Origin of the sequence: Vreelandella subterranea, from assembly GCF_900111305.1 — a bacterium.
Taxonomy (GTDB): Bacteria; Pseudomonadota; Gammaproteobacteria; order Pseudomonadales; family Halomonadaceae; genus Vreelandella; species Vreelandella subterranea.
Map to the genome: position 1 here is coordinate 23,409 of NZ_FOGS01000016.1, position 17,552 is coordinate 40,960.

Below are 17,552 nucleotides of genomic sequence, written 5' to 3' on the forward strand. Positions count from 1 at the left end.
ACGGCTGCTTGCGCCAGGAAGCTTCAACCGCCGCCAATATCATCACTGTGTGCGTTTAACGCGCATTTTTCCAGCCCGCATCTAAACGCTAATTATCTCTTGCCAACGTTTCTCCAGCCGCTTCACCGAAACGGGCATCCGTGTCCCCAACTGCTGGGCAAATAACGAGACGCGAAGTTCCTGCAACCACCAGCCAAACTCGACAAGCGACGGGTCTTCAACGCGCCCACGGCGTTCGTTTTCGCGACGGGCATCGAATTTTTCCTCCATCGCCTGAATGTCCTGCATCAGCATTTGATCGCGCCCCCGCTCGCGGGCGGCTTTTTCCAACCGGATCAAGGCTGCCTCGGTGTAGCGCGGGTACTCTGAAAGCCACTCCCCTGCCTGGGTAATAAAGCCAGGGTAAACAAGCCGCTGCATTTGTGCTTTCACGTCACTGTAGACAAGCGCCAGCGCAAAGTTCAGCTTGCCTTTCAGTATCTTGCTGACCGCCAAATGGCCTTTCAGCGCCGCTTCCACCTGGCCAAGCAGTTGCTCGGCGTGGGGTACCAGGTCGCCCTTGACCGCTGCCAGGCGGTCACTCAGCTCGGCGGCCGAGCGAGGGATTGGCGCTTGCGCCACCGTTTGGGTAAACACCGCCACTAACACATCGTCGATCAACGCCTGCTTGCTACCCACGTTGGTGAACAACAAGGCGCACTTTTCCAGCGCGGGCAGTGCCTTGATTGCCTTGACCTGGGCGGGAGATTGCTGCATCGCCAGACGCGCCACGCCCATTTGGTGGGCCGCCTGAGCTTTTGCCGCATGGTCAAAGAGCGTTACCTTAAACGTATCGGCCTCGTTAACCAATGCCGGGTAGGCTTCAACCCGAATACCCGCCTGGGTGGTCACGCGGGAATCGGGCAGGGGCTCCTCAGGTAAGCCTGATAAATCCGGGGCTTCGCTGACCTGCTCGGACAGTGCCTGAGCACCGGCCTTGGCCGCCGCTTCAAACGTCGTTTCCAATGCCCGCAGGGAGCGGCCCTGCCCCAGCGTCTCGCCATCATGATCCACCACCCGGATATTCATCATCAGGTGAGCGGGCAAGGTATCAAAGCGCCAATCGTCCGGGTGCACACGTATCCCTGTGCGCTGGCGAATGAACTCGCCCAGGGCCTCGGTCAAGGGCCGCTCATCCGGCACCAGCGTTTCCAGTGCAGCGTCGACCCAGTCAGGAATGGGCACTACCTGGCGGCGAATGCTCTTGGGCAAGGCTTTCATCAAGGCAATGCATTTCTCGCGCAGCAAGCCGGGTACCAGCCACTCCAGGGCATGCTCTGGCAATTGTGGCAGCATTGCCGCGGGGACGGTCAAGGTGACGCCATCGTCCTCCGCGTCGGGGTCAAAATGATAGCTCAACGGGTAGGCAACCCCCGAAAGGGTCAGATGATCAGGGTACTGCGCCTTTGTGACGTCCTCGGCGTCGCGGGCCTTGAGCGCTTCGATATCGAACTTGAGCAGCTCTGGTTCCTGCTGTTCGGCCTGCTTGCGCCAGTGTTCAAACCCCTTGCCGTTGACGATGTCACTGGGGAGCCGCTCGTCGTAAAACGCAAACAAGGTGTCTTCGTCGACCAGGATGTCGCGACGACGGGCACGGTCTTCAAGCGATTCGACTTCTTCAATCAGCGCCCGGTTGTGGGCAAAAAACTCGCCCTTGGTGTGAAACTCGCCCTCTACCAGCGCGCGGCGAATGAACAGCTCCCGCGACTCGGCCGGGGCGATCGGGCCGTAATGCACACGGCGCCGGGTCACGATGGGCAAACCAAACAGGGTCACCTGCTCGAATGCCACTACCTGGGCACGCTTCATTTCCCAGTGAGGCTCGCTGTAGCTGCGCTTGACCAGATGTGACGCCAGCGGCTCAATCCATTGGGGGTCAATCTTTGCCACGGTGCGCGCAAACAGCTTGGAGGTTTCCACCAGCTCGAAGGCCATCAACCATTTGGGCGTTTTTTTGGCCAACCCCGAGCCTGGATGAATCATGAACTTACGATTACGCGCACCTAAGTACTCGCGATTTTCCAGCAGCGTACCCAGGTTGGAGAGCAACCCGGTCAGCAAGGCCTTGTGTAGCGGGCCGGAGGTTTTACGCCGCGCCTGTCGGGCCTGCTCTTCGTTTTCATCCGCCGGGGCGGGCGTCGGCGCTGGCACCTCGATGTCCATATCGCGCAGCAACTGACGCAACTGGCGGAAGGTATCGTGCCACTCGCGTACGCGCAGGTAATTGATGTAGTGGTCCCGGCACCAGCGACGCAGTTGATTGCCCGACAGCGCCTCGCGGGCATTGTCGATGCCGTGCCAAAGGTTCAGCAGCGCCACGAAATCCGAGTCGGGATCGTGCCAGCGCTGGTGGGCCTGATCAGCGGCCTGGCGTTTGTCGGCCGGACGGTCGCGGGGGTCCTGAATCGCCAGTCCAGAGACCACGACCAATACATCGCGCAGGCTGCCCTGCTCGTGACCCGCCAGCACCATACGCGCCAGCCGGGGGTCTATCGGCAACCGCGCGAGCTTGCGACCCAGCGCCGTGAGCCGCTGGCGCTCGTCCACCGCCCCGAGTTCAAAGAGCAGGCGGAAACCGTCTTTGATAAAGCGGCTATCGGGCGGGTCGACAAACGGGAAGTCTTCGATGTCGCCCAGTTTGAGGGCCAGCATGGATAAAATGACCGAGGCAAGATTGGTACGCTGGATCTCTGGGTCGGTAAACGCCGGACGGGCCAGGAAATCGTCCTCGTCGTACAGACGGATACACACGCCTTCGGCAATCCGCCCACAGCGTCCCATGCGCTGGTTGGCGCTGGCCTGGCTCACCGGCTCGACCGGCAAGCGCTGGATCTTCGACCGGTAGCTATAACGGCTGATACGCACCAACCCCGGGTCGATCACATAGCGGATGCCGGGGACGGTCAGCGAAGTTTCGGCAACGTTGGTCGCCAGCACGATTCGTCGCCCACGGTGCGGCGCGAACACCCGGTTCTGCTCGGCGTTGGAAAGCCGTGCGTACAGCGGCAGTACTTCACAGTCACGCAAATCAGCGCGGCGCAGCGTATCGGCCGTTTCACGAATTTCCCGCTCGCCGGGCAGGAACACCAGCACATCGCGAGGCCCCTGCTGCCAGCCCTTTTCACGCTCCAGCCCCTCGATCTCCTCGACCGCGTGGAGGATACCCTCTTGCAGGGTGCGGTCCTCTTCGTCCTCGCCGTCGCGTACCAGTGGCCGGTAATGCACCTCAACCGGATAAGCCCGGCCGGAGACTTCAACCGTCGGGGCGGGGCGCTGGGCACTGCCGAAATGGGCGGCAAATCGCGCCACGTCGATGGTGGCCGAGGTGATGATAACCGACAGGTCCGGGCGCTTGGGGAGCAGACGTTTCAGATAGCCCAGCAGGAAATCGATGTTGAGGCTGCGCTCGTGGGCTTCATCGATAATGATGGTGTCGTAGCGCAGCAAAAGCGGGTCGTGCTGGGTTTCCGCCAGCAGGATCCCGTCGGTCATCAGCTTGACCAGGGTGTTCTCGTTGCTCTGGTCGGTAAACCTGACCTGATACCCCACCTGCTCGCCAAGCGGCACCGCCAGTTCCTCGGCAAGCCGGGTGGCCACACTGCGCGCGGCAAGCCGCCGCGGCTGGGTGTGGCCTATCAGGCCACGCCGACCACGGCCTAGCTCCAGGCACATTTTGGGTAACTGGGTGGTTTTACCCGACCCGGTTTCCCCCGCGACGACAACGACCTGATGGTCGCGCAGCGCCGCAAGAATATCCTCACGGCGTTCAACCACCGGCAATTCGTTCGGGTAGTTCCAGTTAAACGACTGGTTCTCTCGCTGGTGAAGCACCTGCTGCGCGCGCGCCACCTCGGGTTCCAGCTCGTTCAACCCCCGGTCGATGGGCTTACCCTCCTGCAGACGACGCGACAAACCGGCCAACCGCCGCTCGAAACGCTGGGCATCGCGTCGCATCGTGTTGTTCACGGCGGACTTGAGCGTCTTGAGGCGTTGTGCATCGGAGGTCGTTGCGAGCGGCGTGTCGTTGGTCACGATATATCCAGGTCCTATGGGCACTTGCAGGGTGGCACGTATAAAAAAGTCTGCCCGCTCAACCGAGCGGGCAGATCATTGTAACGCGTTCGCTTAGTCGGCGCATAAATCGCGCCACCGATTAAGCGTCAGCGGAGGTGTTATCTTCGTCACGGAGCTGACGGCGCAGCACCTTACCGACGTTCGTTTTGGGCAGCTCATCGCGAAACTCGATGTGCTTCGGCACTTTGTAACCGGCAAGTTCACTCTTGCACCAGCGACGCAGCGTTTCGGCATCCAGCTCGGGATTTTTGCTGACCACGAACAGCTTGATGGCCTCTCCCGCCGCTTCATCGGCAACGCCTACCGCGGCTGACTCGACCACATCGGGATGTCCGGCCACGACGTCTTCCACTTCGTTGGGATAAACATTGAATCCCGAGACCAGAATCATGTCTTTCTTGCGGTCCACAATACGGATGTAGCCGTCTTCCTGGAGCACGGCAATATCACCGGTATAGAACCAGCCGTCGGCATCAATGGAGGCGCGCGTCTCTTCCTCACGCTGCCAGTAGCCCTTCATGACCTGAGGGCCCTGCACACACAGCTCGCCAGGCTCGCCCAGCGGCTGGTCCTGACCGTCGGCATTGACGACTTTGACCGCCGTCCCTGCCACCGGTTTGCCAATCGTGCCTAGCTGAATGGCATCCGACGGGTTGAAACTGACAATCGGCGAGGTTTCCGTGAGTCCGTAGCCTTCCGAGATGGGACACCCCGTTACCTCTTCCCAGCGCTTCGCGGAGGTTTTCGTCAAGGCCATACCGCCAGAAATGGTCAGGTGCAGTTTCGAGAAGTCGAGCTGCTTGAAGTCCTCGCGATTGCACAGCGCATTGAACAGTGTATTGAGACCAATAAAGGCGGTAAACGGCATGCCCTTCAATGACTTGATAAAGCCATCCAGATCACGCGGGTTAGTGATCAATACCGAATGGTTGCCAGTCTCCATCAGAAACAGGCAGTTCACGGTAAAGGTGTAAATGTGGTACACGGGCAACGGCGCAATCACCAGTTCGTTGCCATCGGTCAGGTTACCGCCGATAGCCTGTCGGGCCTGCAGCATGTTGGCGACAAGGTTACGGTGGGTCAGCATCGCCCCTTTGGGCATGCCGGTGGTCCCCCCGGTATATTGAAGCGCGGCCAGGTCCTCCTGGTCTCGGGTGACTTCGCGGTGACTCAAGGCCTGCCCTTTATTCAACGCATCGCGCAGACGCACCGACTGAGGTAACGAAAAGCGCGGGACCATTTTCTTGATGTACTTGACCACGCTGTTGATCAGCAGCCGCTTGGGGAAGTCGTGCAGGTCGGCAAGCTCCGTCACGACCACATGCTTGATCTCCGTTTTGTCGAGCACGCGCTCGAGCTTGTCCGCCATGTTGGCCAGGATCACAATCGCCTTGGCGTTGGCATCCTTGAACTGGTGGGCCATTTCGCGCTCGGTATACAGCGGGTTGGTGTTGACCACCACCAGGCCCGCGCGCAGCGCACCAAATACCGCCACCGGGAACTGCAGCACATTGGGCAGTTGAATGGCGATCCGGTCACCGGGCACCAGGTCGGTTTCATGCTGTAACCAGGCGGCAAAATTGGCCGATAACCGGTCAAGGTCAGCAAAGCTGAGCGTTTTGCCCATGCAGCTAAATGCCGGCTTGTCTTTGAAACGTTCAACGGCCGTGTGGAAAACGTCGGTCACGGCACCGTACTGCTCTAACCCCTCGAGCACGGGACCGCGAAGAATAGGGGCATCAGCTTGTTCGCTCATGGGCAATCTCCAGTTTCCATGTCGATGTCGTCACCGACCTTGTTGTTGTCGAGTCGCGAAGAACGCAACGATATACGACTGACCTACCACTGTAAAACGATCGATTGAAACTTTCGTTTCAACTTTAGCCCTAACCTCCTATCATGCCTGACTTAAATAGCGCGCCTGAATGCATCCATCTCGCCACACCAGCAATTCCCCCGGCTGCATGCGGCACCAGTGTTCATTATGGGTCAGTGGTTCGGTCGCAATCACCGACACGATATCGTTGGGCGTGGTATGTTCGGCAAAGTTGACCGTTAGTTCGGCATCAGACAGTTCAGCCTCACCAAAAGGCGCAGCACGGGTGATATGAGCAAGCTTAGTTGAACAGTAGGTATAGAGATACGTGCCGTCAGAAAGCAGTAGATTAAAGACACCCAAGGTTCGCAACCGCTCGCAAAGACCATGGAGCGTTTGCCAAAGCGGCGCCTGCTCGTCCGGCGGGGTTGGAAAGGCACGCCTCAGCTCGCTCATCAGCCAGCAGAAAGCATGCTCGCTATCCGTGCTACCCACGGGGGTATAAACGCCCAACGGTAAAGGCTGCCAGTCGCTCAGCTGACCATTGTGGGCGTAGCACCAGGGCCGCCCCCACATTTCACGGGTAAACGGATGGGTATTGGCCAAGGTGACTCCACCAACATTGGCCTGACGAATATGACTGATCACGACATTGGATTTGATCGGGTAATCGCAGATCAGTCTCGCGATGGGCGAGTCTACCGACGGATGGGGGTCGCGAAACTCCCGGTAGCCTCCTTCTTCATAGAAGGCAATGCCCCAACCGTCCCGATGCGGTCCTGTTCCGCCGCCCCGGTGCAGGAAGCCTGCGAAGCTGAAACAGATATCGGTGGGCACATTGGCGCTCATTCCCAACAGCTCACACATTGACGCGCTCCTGTCCGGCTTAACGGATCACCGGTTCGCGGCGGCGCGTTTCTTCGCGGTCGCTGGCCGCTTTTTCCTCGGCCACAGGCGCATCGACGACCTTGTTACGCCCTCGCCACCAAAGTAACACCCCCACTACCCCGCCGATGGCCACACCAAGTACCAAACACAGCAGGCCATTACGCAGGGCACCACCGTTGCTCTCTAAAAACCCCACAGCGGCGACCATGGCGGAAGGTGCCCACCCCGTGTAAAACTCGCCCTCTTCCACCAGCGGCAACCGAAAGGGTGCAGGCGCCCACATCGCACCGCCAATGCACCATGTCAGCAACAGGCGCGGCAGCCTGGGTAAAAAGGCGAACGCAAAATAAATAGCCACGAACACGACCAGTGACAGGCCGTAATAACTCAACCACAACAGTGACATTGAATCAGCAAACAGCATAATACTCCTCATGAGGGTGCACTCACCCAACGTAGATTTCCCGTTTATGGTACCTATCAATTTATGAAAGCACAGCCAGCTTTGAACAACAGCCACCCGGTCAGCACCTATTTTCGTGCGGATGATCCACACTGGCACTGGCTAGAGCAGCGTGACAGCGCCGATGTCAGCCAATTTTTAAGCGCGGCTAACCAGCAGCATGCCGAATGGTTCAAACCGCTGGAACCGCTTGCCGACGCGCTTTATGAAAGCCACCTGCGCCGACGGGAACTCGCGGTCACCAGCCTTCCGACAACGCTCGACCACTTTACGTTCTGGAGCGAAACCGCCGCCGATGAGGAATACCCCCGCTGGTGGCGTCACCCCAACGGTCAGCCCGACGCCTCTGAATGCGTTCTGGCGGTACCCGACCTTGCCACCGGGCAGCCATTCTACGAAATGGGCGACATGGCGCTGTCACCGGATGAAGCATGGCTGGCCTGGACCGACGACACCCAGGGAGACGAGCGGTTTACCCTGTGGCTAAAACGCCTGCCCGACGGTCAACCGGTTCAGTTGCTCAGCGACATCGGCCCCGGCATCTGCTGGGCAGAAGACCAGACCGCAGGCCGTGCCTCGCTGCTGTTTACCCGCTTCGACGACACCCAACGCCCGGACAGCATTTGGTGCCTGCCCATCAGCCTTGACCACACACCGCACTCCCAGCCAGCGACGTTATTGCTGCGCGAGGACGACCCGGAGTTTTGGCTGGGCATGGGCAAAACCCGTTCCCGTGAGTGGCTGGTGCTTGAAAGCGCCTCCAAAGACACCAGTGAAGTCCACGTGGTGCCAGCCCGAACGCCGACCGATACACCCCGCTGTCTTCAAACTCGACAACCCGGCGTTGAGTATACGGTAGACCATCGTCCCGGCGTATTTTATCGGCTGCATAATCAAGCCAGCGCCCATTTCCAGCTTGACGTGTTGGCCATCGAGGCACTGAATAGCGACTCGCCTGCATGGCAGCCCCTCGTCCCGGCGCGGGAAGACGCTACCCTGGAGGGCATAGATGCCTTCGCCTGGGGGCTGATGCTTGCTGAACGCGATCATGATCGAGCGCAGGTGCGACTGCGTCGTCTGGACCTCAACCCGCAGCAGCATATCACCCGGGACGACTACCTCGACCAACCCGAATCGCTGTGCTCACAGCTGCTTGAGGACGCCCCCCACTTCGATACCCAGGTGCTGCGTCTGCGGGAAGAATCGTTTACCCGTCCGCCCAGCTGGTATGCCCTGGACCTGACCACCGGGGAGCGCACACTGCTCAAACGCGTGCCGGTATATGGCAGCCTGGCACCGGAACAGCTTGTCAGTCAGCGGATCTGGGCGACCAGTGCCGACGGCCAGCGTGTTCCTGTCTCGGTCGTTACGCGTAGCGACCTGGCCAACCAGCCGCTGCCCACCCTGTTATATGGCTATGGTGCTTACGGAGAACCCCTCGACCCGTGGTTTTCCATTGCCCGCCTGGAACTGCTCGAGCGGGGTATTGCCTTTGCCGTGGCCCACGTGCGTGGAGGCGGCGAGCGTGGCGAGCCTTGGTATCTGGACGGCAAGATGGCCCACAAGGAACACAGCTTTGACGACTTTCTAGCCGCCCGCGATGCCCTGGTGGCGCAAGGCTTGAGCGATCCACAGCGAATTGTCGCCTGTGGCGCAAGCGCTGGCGGCCTGCTGGTGGGCACCTGCCTCAATCGCGCCCCTGAGTCGTTTTGCGCCGGTGTCCTCGAGGTACCGTTTCTCGACGTGCTACGCACCATGCAGAATCCGTCGCTGCCGTTGACCACCGCCGAATACAGCGAATGGGGCAACCCGGTCGACCCGCAGGTGGCCGAACGTATCCGCCATTATTCGCCCATCGACAACGTGACGGCCCAACGCTACCCGGCGTTGTGGCTGGAAGGCAGCTGGTTTGATACCCGGGTTAGCTATTGGGAACCGGCGAAATTCTATGCGCGGGTCAGCCAACTCCAGCAAGGCGACGCGCCGGTATTGCTACACACCGATATGAGTAGTGGCCACGGCGGCGCCTCCGGCCGTTTCAAGGCGTGGCGCGATGCCGCTCGCCAGGATGCCTTTATTCTCTGGGCGCTAGGCTTGGTGGATTGATCCAATCCTGATAGATCGTTTTATGAAAGATAGTTTTATGAAAGATCGTTAGACGGAAGGATTTTTATGGAAAAGATTTCCATAAAATAGAATCATGTGGCATATTATGCCTTAGTCTTACAGACCAAGGTTGTAAAACCTCAAGGAGATACCATGCCACATCACGATCATTTCCCGACCATTTGGGATACACCGCGCCAGCCCCGCAAAGCAAAAGCGCCATCGCCTGCGCAAGCGGTAACGCAGGCAGCAAAACCAGCGAAAGAGGCATTTTTATCGATCTGGGATAAGCCAACACGCAAGTCAGCCGTTTAACAAACAGGGGTGGGAATGCACATGCTACCCATAAGCAGGGCGCTACATGGGTAGTACGGCGATGATATGGGATTCCAGCCGGTGTTCGGGAACATCATCCTGAGAAACGGCATAGCTGCGCACACTCACCCCTTTGCGATGGACTCGCTCGGCATCGTTGCTGAGTAAAGGGTGCCAGCCGGCCAGCTTGCGCCCTTCGGCGACACGCCGGTAGCCACAGGTGGGCGGCAACCAGGTGAATTCTTTCACCAGCTCAGGAGTCAGCTGAGTACAGTCGGGGACGAAGTCAAAACGATTTTCGTAATCGCTGCATTGGCAACTATGCGTATCCAGCAGCCGACAGGCCACATTGAGCACCGCCAGCTCCTGGCTTTCTTCATCGTGCAGCTTCAACAGGCAGCACTGCCCGCAGCCATCGCAGAGTGCCTCCCACTCGGCCGTGGTCAGTTCTTCCAGCGTATAGCGCTCCCAAAAGCGCTCGCGTAACGCGCCTGTCATTGGATCACCTTCACTTGCTAGTCGTATGCGTTGGGAAACGACGCTCGGTACCTAGCGCATCAAAAAGCGCGGGCCAGAGTTCATCAAAATCGCTCTTCAACTGAGCGTAATCCTCGTGCAGCCATGGGACAAGCTCCGCCAACCGATTGGGTCCTGACAGACGTCTGCCTACGCCAGCAATGGCCTGGCAGGTGAAATCGAAATCGGCATAGCGGCGCAGCCAGTCGTGGGTGATCAAGGGCTCCACCATGGGGGCCAGGCGGTCAGGCGCCGAGCGCTCATTCAACAGCCGATAGCAGCGCTCGATCAATGCCGGCTGTGAGGCGTCGGCATGGTGTTCAAGGGAAAGAAAGTGGTCCCAGACAATATCCAGCGCAATGCCCATGAAGCGTCGCTGAGCGGGGGGCGACCGACGCAACGCCGCCTTGACGCAGTGATGTCCGTCCACCCAGGCGTCCACACGGCGGTGGTGACGGATACCCAGGGCCGTATCATCAGGCCAGGCGGCCAGATCGCGGCCCTTGACCCCATCGGCAATCAGATTGCCGTAGAGGAAGTCATCGCTGCCGTCGCGGGCAAGCCAGGCATGGGCGAGAAAATTCATTCGCCTGGCGGATTGCCGGAACGCTGCTGGGCCAGGTGTTCCGTCAATAAATTCGTTTCGTTGCCGGGTGGCATCTGCAGATAAAAACCCTGGGAATCAATCGCCTCGATGATGTCTGCCGCACTGGCACGCGCCAGCTTTTTGTCAGCGGTCAAAATCATGGTGAGCAATGCCTGGGGCTTGCCAAACGATGCCAATAGCGGCTCGGGGACATGCGCAAGCCCCTGACGCTTATCAACGTAAAGATACATTTCGTCTTTACGCGAGCTTTTGAAAATCTCGCACAGCAGTTTATCGCTCACTGGGTCTTCGCCTCCAACGCCGTTGCCAGATCATCATTCAGCCGTTCACCTCGCCAACCGGTGGGCAGGGTTAGCGGCGTCCCCGCCAGCGACTGCATGACCAACGCCTCCAGATCACGGCGCCGCAACAACACCTCAGGTGCAAGCCCCAGTTCATCGGCATGCCCTTTAACCACTTTCTTTAACGCCTTGAAACGCTGCTTGAAGGCGGGTTGCATCGGGTCCGGCCATGGCGTGGGCAAGGCGTCACTGGGCGTATGCTGGGCCTCCTTGACGAAGCCCAGCAGGGCATCGCCCTCTTTCTTGACCAGCGGGGGTGTCATTCCTTCAACACGGGCTAGTTCATAGCGATTGCTAGGCATCGCCTCGGCAATGGCCATCAAGTGTTTATCGCTTATCAGCCAGTTCCGCGGTATGTCGCGACGACGTGTCTCGCCTTCCCGCCAGGTGGTCATCAGCTGATACGCTTTCAGTTGTGGCGCGGTGAGTCGCCATAGCTGGCGTTGCCGGGTGTACCACTGAGTGTCGTTGTCATCGCTGCGACCCGCCTGGTCGATCAGTTGGCGGCAGTCGCTCTCCAGCCAGGCAAAGCGGTCAAGGTGCTCGAGCTGCTCACGCTGTTTTGCCCATACGTCGAGCAGGTAAATAACGTCCAGCGCGGCATACTCGCACTGCGCGGCGGTCAAGGGGCGCTCCAGCCAATTGGAGCGGGTTTCTTCCTTGGGCAGGGTTCTACCCACCCAGGCCTCGACCAGCTTCTGGTATCCCATGCTGGGATTATCACCCAGAAACCCCTGCGCCACCTGGGTGTCGATCAAGGGGCTGGGCAAGACACCTGCCCAGATTTGAAACACCTCCAGGTCTTCACTGCAGGCATGCAGCAGCTTGATCGCTTGATTCTGCAAAAGGGCCCGAAAGGCATCGGTACAGGGCGTTGCCAGCGGGTCGATCAGGAACGCATGCTCACCCGCACTGAACTGGATTAGCGCCGGGATGGGAAAAAACGTTTTCTCGCGGAAAAACTCCGTATCCAAGGCAATCACAGGGGCATCGGCCACCTGTAGGCAGGCGTCATCGAGGGCCTGCGGCGAGGCAATCCAGCTGATGTCAGCGGGTTGAAATGAGGACAAAAGTCTATTCCCTGTTTGCACAACCGCCTGAGCGCTTGCTTGAGAGTAAGTTATTCACTGCTGAACGGCTGGCGGCCGTTGAATGCTCGGCTGAGTGTGCCGCCGTCTACGTACTCCAGCTCACCGCCCATGGGGACGCCGTAGGCAAGCCGCGATAGCGTTACGCCGTGTTCCGCCAGCAAGGCAGCAATGTAATGCGCGGTGGCTTCGCCCTCCACCGTGGGGTTGGTGGCGAGCACCACTTCGCTGATTTGACCTTCCGCGACACGGGCTTCAAGCACGTCCAGGCCGATAGCATCAGGCCCGATGCCATCCAGCGGCGACAGATGGCCATGGAGGACGAAATAGCGCCCCTGAAAGCCGCCGGCTTCTTCAATCGCCAGTTGATCGGCAGGTGATTCCACCACGCATAGCAGCTGGTCGTGGCGGCGCGGGCTTTCACACAACGCGCAGATATCCGCTTCTGTCAGCGTTCGGCAACGCCGACAGTAGCCGACTTCGTCAATCGCCTGCTGGATGGTGGACGCCAGTTTCTGGCCGCCGGGGCGGTCCCGTTCCAGCAGGTGCATGGCCATACGCTGTGCGGTTTTCGGCCCCACGCCCGGCAAGACGCGAAAGGCCTCCATCAGTTGCTCGACAAGCGGAGAAAACCGCATCATTTAAAATGGCATTTTGAAGCCGGGGGGCAGATCAAGCCCGGCAGTGGCTTCTTCCATCTTGGCTTTCGAGTTGACCTCGACTTTGCGCACTGCATCGTTGACGGCAGCCGCCAGCAGATCTTCCAGCAGTTCCTTGTCTTCCTGCATGACGCTCGGGTCGATATCGACCGAAATCACGTCATGACGGCCATTCATGGTCACCTTGACCATGCCGGCGCCGGCTTCGCCCAACACTTCTGCCTCGGCCACTTCTTCCTGGGCACGCTGCATTTTTTCCTGCATCTCTTGGGCTTGTTTCATCAAGTTGCCCATGCCGCCTTTCATCATGGTAAGACTCTCCAATCATCAGTGGATCGCACAGCGTTAGCGCGACGCTTCAACAGGTTTGACGCTGGTTTCGACAAGCTGTGCGCCGAAAGCCTGCATTAACTCTACTACATGGGGGTCGCGCTGCAAGACATCAACCGCCTGAGCATGACGCTCCGCCTGGCAACGCACTTCGCGTTGCCGAGGGGTTTCCAGGGCACCGGCGAGGTCTTCGACATGAAACACCACGCGGCGCTTTACCCCCAGTTCGGCCAGGGCATTCTCGATGCGCGTCTGGTGAACCTCGGCTTGCATCGCCGACTGGCTAGGTGCCAAGCGCAGCGTGAAGGTGTGCCCATCATCAGTGTCCAACTGACAATGGGCGGCCAGGTTACGCGTCAGGCCGCCAAGCCCCAGGGCATCGAACTGCTCAAGCCATTGGGCATGGTCCCAATACTCGGATGGGGGGGCGGAAGCACTGACTTGCGCAGCCGACGCTGGCTCTGGCTCTGGCTCTGGCTCTGGCTCTGGCTCTGGCTCTGGCTCTGGCTCTGGCTCTGGCTCTGGCTCTGAGGTTAGCGTTGGCTCATCCCTGGACACGTCAAGCGCCCAGGGGGGCGCGGCTGACGTTTCTTCATCGTTGACCAACGCCGGAGGCGGCGGCGAATCTTCTGGCGTTGCTTCTGGCCGCTCGCTGACAGGCGCCTCTTCAGGCGCTTCGGGTGCGACAGGCGCTTCAGGCTGAAGCGGCAGTTTAGTTGTCGGTGGCTTGGGCACGCCCTGAGGGCGGAACGCCAGCATTCTCAGCAGGGTCATTTCCAGTGCACTGCGCAAATCGGGGGCGTGTTGCATATCACCACGCCCCTGGATACCGATTTGATAGTACAGCTGAATATCCTCGGCACTGAAACGCGATGCCAATTGCAGGATAATGTCGCGGTCGCCGTGGCTGTTATCCACGGCGTCGGGCACCATCTGCGCCACTGCCAAGCGATGTAATACCCCGGTCACATCATCCAGCACTGCGGCAAAGTCAGGACTCTGCTCGGCTAGCTGACCGACCTCCGACAGCAAGCGGGCAACGTTAACCTCCGCCAACGCCTCTATCAGCGCAATCACGTGGCGGTGATCCAGGGTGCCCAGCATCGCCGCCACATCCGCATGCCTGACGGCGCCCTGACCAAAGGCAATCGCCTGGTCAGTCAGGCTCATGGCATCGCGCATGGAGCCTTCAGCCGCTTTACCCAACAGCCAAAGCGCGCTTTCGTCAAACGCGACGCCTTCACTGTTCAGTATGTGCGTCAGGTGCGTCACCACGCGTTCCGGCGGCATGTGTTTGAGGGTGAATTGCAGGCAGCGCGAGAGCACCGTCGCGGGAAGCTTTTGTGGATCGGTGGTCGCCAGCAGGAACTTGACGTGAGGGGGAGGCTCTTCAAGTGTCTTCAGCAGCGCGTTAAAGCTGCTTGTGGAGAGCATGTGCACCTCATCGATGAGGTACACCTTATAGCGCCCTTGGGTCGGGGCGTATTGAACGTTGTCGAGCAGTTCACGGGTGTCTTCGACCTTGGTGCGCGAAGCAGCATCCACTTCGATCAAGTCGACAAAACGCCCTTCATCGATGGCCTGGCAGCTATCGCACTGCCCACAAGGGGTTGAGGTAACCCCCTCGTCGCCGCGACCATTGGCGGTGCAGTTCAGGCACTTGGCCAGTATCCTTGCCAGAGTGGTCTTGCCCACGCCCCGCGTGCCGGTAAACAGGTACGCATGGTGCAGGCGGCCCTGGTCAAGCGCATTGACCAGGGCACGCTGCACATGGGCTTGGCCCACAAGCTCGTGAAAAGTACGCGGCCGCCATTTACGGGCCAGAACCTGATAGCTCATTGAGCATGACATCCTTGGGCGGTGTGGCTTCAGAGCCAAGACAAAAGGTTATTCTAGCGACTGCGCCACGACCCGCCAACCGTCTACCCAACGGGCCAGGCAAACCCCTCAGGCATTATCACCGCTTTCATTGGCAGCGGCGCGCTGACCTGCTTCTTTAACCAGCGTTTCCAGCTCGCCGTTCTGGTGCATCTCGATCACGATATCGCAGCCGCCGACCAGCTCACCTTCGACCCATAGCTGCGGGAATGTCGGCCAGTTGGCAATTTTCGGCAGCTCGGCACGAATGTCTGGATTATCCAGCACGTTGACAAACGCGAAGCGCTCGCCGCAGCTCATCAGTGCCTGAACGGTTTGCGCCGAGAAGCCGCATTGCGGCAACTGTGGCGTGCCTTTCATGTAAATCAGGATCGGGTTTTCACTGATTTGACGCTGAATGTTCTCGGCTGTGGTGCTCATACAGTCTCCTATAGAGATGGGCCTCGATGGTCGATTCGGCGGCGCACCGCCGGGCGACCTCAAGGCGATCGATAGATAATGCAGCATGCTTGAGGCATGGCGTTTTAATACCCGAGCATACTACTCAACCTTAGGCGGTACTTGCCATTCTACGCGTGCCAACCACGTTGCGCATCCCCCAGGGCATCGCTAGGATAGGGTTTTTGCGCGGAGACTACCTTCATGGCGACACGCCATTTTCTGACGTTACTGGACTTAACGCCCGACGAGCTGAACTATTTGATTCAGCGCGCCATCACTGTCAAGAGCAACTTGAAGGCACAGGGGCCACGCTATACGCCGTTGCCAAACCGCACGCTGGCGATGATCTTCGAGAAATCGTCAACGCGTACACGCGTTTCGTTCGAAACCGCCATGGCACAGTTCGGCGGCCACGCCCTGTTTCTCTCTCCCCGTGACACCCAACTGGGACGCGGCGAACCCATCGAGGACACCGCCCGCGTGCTGGCCGAGATGGTCGATGCGGTGATGATTCGCACCTTTTCCCACGCTGGTCTTGAAACCTACGCCAGCGCCAGCAGCGTACCGGTCATCAACGCGCTAAGCGATGATTATCATCCCTGCCAACTGCTCGCCGATGTCATGACCTGGACCGAGCTTCGCGGCAGTGTCAAGGGACGAACGGCGGTATGGGTTGGCGATGGCAACAACATGTGCCATTCCTGGATCAACGCCGCGCGACAATTCGACTTCCACCTGCGGATTTGTTGCCCCAAGGGGTATGAGCCACGCGCCGACATCATGGCGGCCGCTGGCGACCAGGTGACGCTCCTGCACGACCCGCAAGCCGCCGCCGAGGGTGCCGACCTGATCACCACGGATGTCTGGGCCTCCATGGGCCAGGAAGAGGAACAGGCCAAGCGCGAGGCGGATTTCGCAGGGTTTCAGGTCACCGAGGCGTTGCTTGATAAAGCCAGGCCAGACGCCCTGTTTCTACACTGCCTACCCGCTCATCGCGGCGAGGAAATCAGCCACACCTTACTGGACGACCCGCGCGCCGTGGTTTGGCAGGAAGCAGGTAACCGCCTCCACGCCCAGAAGGCGCTGATCGAGTTCCTGCTACTCGGCAAGGTAAATTCTTAGGTTCTGTCTGAAAAGTCATGTTTGCTACGCTGTTCCCTGTCACCGAACAGGAGGCAGCTATGGCGGGCCGTTACGAACTTTCCGATCAGCGCTGGCAAATGATTGAGGATATCGTTTCTCCTCCACAGACCATGGGTCGCCCACGCCGTGATGATCGTCAGATGCTCAATGGGATCTTCTGGATTCTGTGCTCGGGAGCGCAATGGCGCGACCTGCCAGAACGTTACGGCCCCTGGAAGACCGTTTACCAGCGCTTTCGTCGGTGGCGCGATGACGGCACTTTTGATCGGATCCTGATGCGTCTTCATCTGCGTCTGCGGGAAGACGGCTTTATGGATCTCGACACATGGATGGCCGATTCGACCTCCATCAGAGCAACACGATCAGCCAGCGGTGCCGGTAAAAAGGGGGATCGATAGAACCGCCCGATCATGCTCTCGGCCGCAGTCGTGGTGGCCTGACCACCAAGATACACTTACTGTGCGATAGCCAGGGTTTTCCACTTACCTTTTCCCTCTCAGCAGGCCAGCGTGCCGATTCAACCCATTTCATCGAGTTGCTGGAGAAGGTTCGACTACCAGGGCGTTCCGGTAGGCCTCGCAAACGCAGTCGTTATGTCGTGGCTGACAAGGGCTACGATAGTGATGAGCTTCGACGCTACTGCACGCGTTACGGCATGCGGCCCATCATCCCCAGACGTCGCATGCATAGGCGCCCGCGTCCTGGCCTGCCGCATCAGTTCGACCGGCCGAAATACCGTCAGCGCAATGTGGTAGAACGCCTATTCGGTTGGTTGAAAGAAAAGCGTCGGCTAAATACCCGCTATGACAAGCTGGCCAGTAGCTTCAGGGCCATGGTGACCCTGGCTT

At 59.4% G+C, this 17,552-nt stretch carries 16 protein-coding genes; 4 read left to right on the top strand and 12 right to left on the bottom strand.

Annotated elements, in window-relative coordinates; all coding sequences use genetic code 11:
- Positions 1-81: 81 nt before the first annotated feature.
- From hrpA to BMX75_RS17280, 4 genes are all read right to left on the bottom strand, one after another.
- Positions 82-3,993 (bottom strand): ATP-dependent RNA helicase HrpA, encoded by a 3,912-nt coding sequence (hrpA, locus tag BMX75_RS17265; RefSeq protein WP_245748642.1) that lies wholly within the window; start codon positions 3,991-3,993, stop codon positions 82-84.
- A gap of 199 nt (positions 3,994-4,192) precedes the next feature.
- Positions 4,193-5,869 carry an AMP-binding protein gene (locus tag BMX75_RS17270; protein WP_092830852.1) on the bottom strand — a complete coding sequence of 559 codons (1,677 nt, stop codon included), beginning with the start codon at positions 5,867-5,869 and terminating at the stop codon, positions 4,193-4,195.
- Positions 5,870-6,010: 141 nt separating this feature from the next.
- The gene (locus tag BMX75_RS17275) at positions 6,011-6,796 is read right to left on the bottom strand and encodes a class II glutamine amidotransferase (RefSeq protein ID WP_092830854.1); all 786 of its coding nucleotides are present in this window, start codon (positions 6,794-6,796) and stop codon (positions 6,011-6,013) included.
- Positions 6,797-6,815: 19 nt separating this feature from the next.
- Complete coding sequence (locus BMX75_RS17280; protein WP_092830856.1) at positions 6,816-7,241, bottom strand: hypothetical protein; 426 nt, start codon at positions 7,239-7,241, stop codon at positions 6,816-6,818.
- 63 nt (positions 7,242-7,304) lie between these two features.
- On the opposite strand from BMX75_RS17280, the gene BMX75_RS17285 reads away from it, so the two are divergent.
- Both BMX75_RS17285 and BMX75_RS18105 read left to right on the top strand, forming a co-directional pair.
- Positions 7,305-9,386: a S9 family peptidase gene (locus BMX75_RS17285; RefSeq protein WP_092830858.1), complete on the top strand. Its 2,082-nt coding sequence runs from the start codon at positions 7,305-7,307 to the stop codon at positions 9,384-9,386.
- A 153-nt stretch (positions 9,387-9,539) separates the two neighbouring features.
- Positions 9,540-9,701 carry a hypothetical protein gene (locus BMX75_RS18105; RefSeq protein WP_175474768.1) on the top strand — a complete coding sequence of 54 codons (162 nt, stop codon included), beginning with the start codon at positions 9,540-9,542 and terminating at the stop codon, positions 9,699-9,701.
- A gap of 42 nt (positions 9,702-9,743) precedes the next feature.
- On the opposite strand, the gene BMX75_RS17290 is transcribed toward BMX75_RS18105, so the two are convergent.
- From BMX75_RS17290 to grxD, 8 genes are all read right to left on the bottom strand, one after another.
- Positions 9,744-10,199, bottom strand: coding sequence for a YcgN family cysteine cluster protein (locus BMX75_RS17290; protein ID WP_092830860.1), 456 nt, complete (start codon positions 10,197-10,199; stop codon positions 9,744-9,746).
- Positions 10,200-10,209: 10 nt separating this feature from the next.
- On the bottom strand, positions 10,210-10,803 hold the full coding sequence (locus BMX75_RS17295) for an acyl carrier protein phosphodiesterase (protein ID WP_092830862.1): 594 nt from the start codon (positions 10,801-10,803) through the stop codon (positions 10,210-10,212).
- Complete coding sequence (locus BMX75_RS17300) at positions 10,800-11,105, bottom strand: YcgL domain-containing protein (RefSeq protein ID WP_092830864.1); 306 nt, start codon at positions 11,103-11,105, stop codon at positions 10,800-10,802. Before BMX75_RS17300 ends, BMX75_RS17295 begins: the two co-directional genes overlap by 4 nt.
- Positions 11,102-12,235, bottom strand: a complete 1,134-nt coding sequence (rnd, locus tag BMX75_RS17305; RefSeq protein WP_245748639.1) for a ribonuclease D — start codon at positions 12,233-12,235, stop codon at positions 11,102-11,104. Before rnd ends, BMX75_RS17300 begins: the two co-directional genes overlap by 4 nt.
- Before the next feature lie 50 nt (positions 12,236-12,285).
- Entirely contained in the window at positions 12,286-12,891 is a 606-nt protein-coding gene (gene recR, locus BMX75_RS17310) for a recombination mediator RecR (RefSeq protein ID WP_066319820.1), read from the bottom strand.
- A 3-nt stretch (positions 12,892-12,894) separates the two neighbouring features.
- The gene (locus BMX75_RS17315; RefSeq protein ID WP_092830868.1) at positions 12,895-13,221 is read right to left on the bottom strand and encodes a YbaB/EbfC family nucleoid-associated protein; all 327 of its coding nucleotides are present in this window, start codon (positions 13,219-13,221) and stop codon (positions 12,895-12,897) included.
- 36 nt (positions 13,222-13,257) lie between these two features.
- Positions 13,258-15,081, bottom strand: a complete 1,824-nt coding sequence (dnaX, locus tag BMX75_RS17320; protein WP_092830870.1) for a DNA polymerase III subunit gamma/tau — start codon at positions 15,079-15,081, stop codon at positions 13,258-13,260.
- Positions 15,082-15,189: 108 nt separating this feature from the next.
- On the bottom strand, positions 15,190-15,540 hold the full coding sequence (gene grxD / locus BMX75_RS17325; protein WP_074395926.1) for a Grx4 family monothiol glutaredoxin: 351 nt from the start codon (positions 15,538-15,540) through the stop codon (positions 15,190-15,192).
- A gap of 222 nt (positions 15,541-15,762) precedes the next feature.
- Here grxD and argF point away from each other — a divergent pair, with 222 nt between their 5' ends.
- Both argF and BMX75_RS17335 read left to right on the top strand, forming a co-directional pair.
- Positions 15,763-16,683 (top strand): ornithine carbamoyltransferase, encoded by a 921-nt coding sequence (gene argF, locus BMX75_RS17330; RefSeq protein ID WP_092830872.1) that lies wholly within the window; start codon positions 15,763-15,765, stop codon positions 16,681-16,683.
- 59 nt (positions 16,684-16,742) lie between these two features.
- Positions 16,743-17,552 (top strand): IS5 family transposase gene (locus tag BMX75_RS17335; RefSeq protein ID WP_092830874.1). Its coding sequence is split into 2 segments (ribosomal slippage), with 811 coding nucleotides annotated over them: positions 16,743-17,085 and positions 17,085-17,552; the frame shifts between segments, so codons are not numbered across the junction. This gene is flagged as partial in the annotation.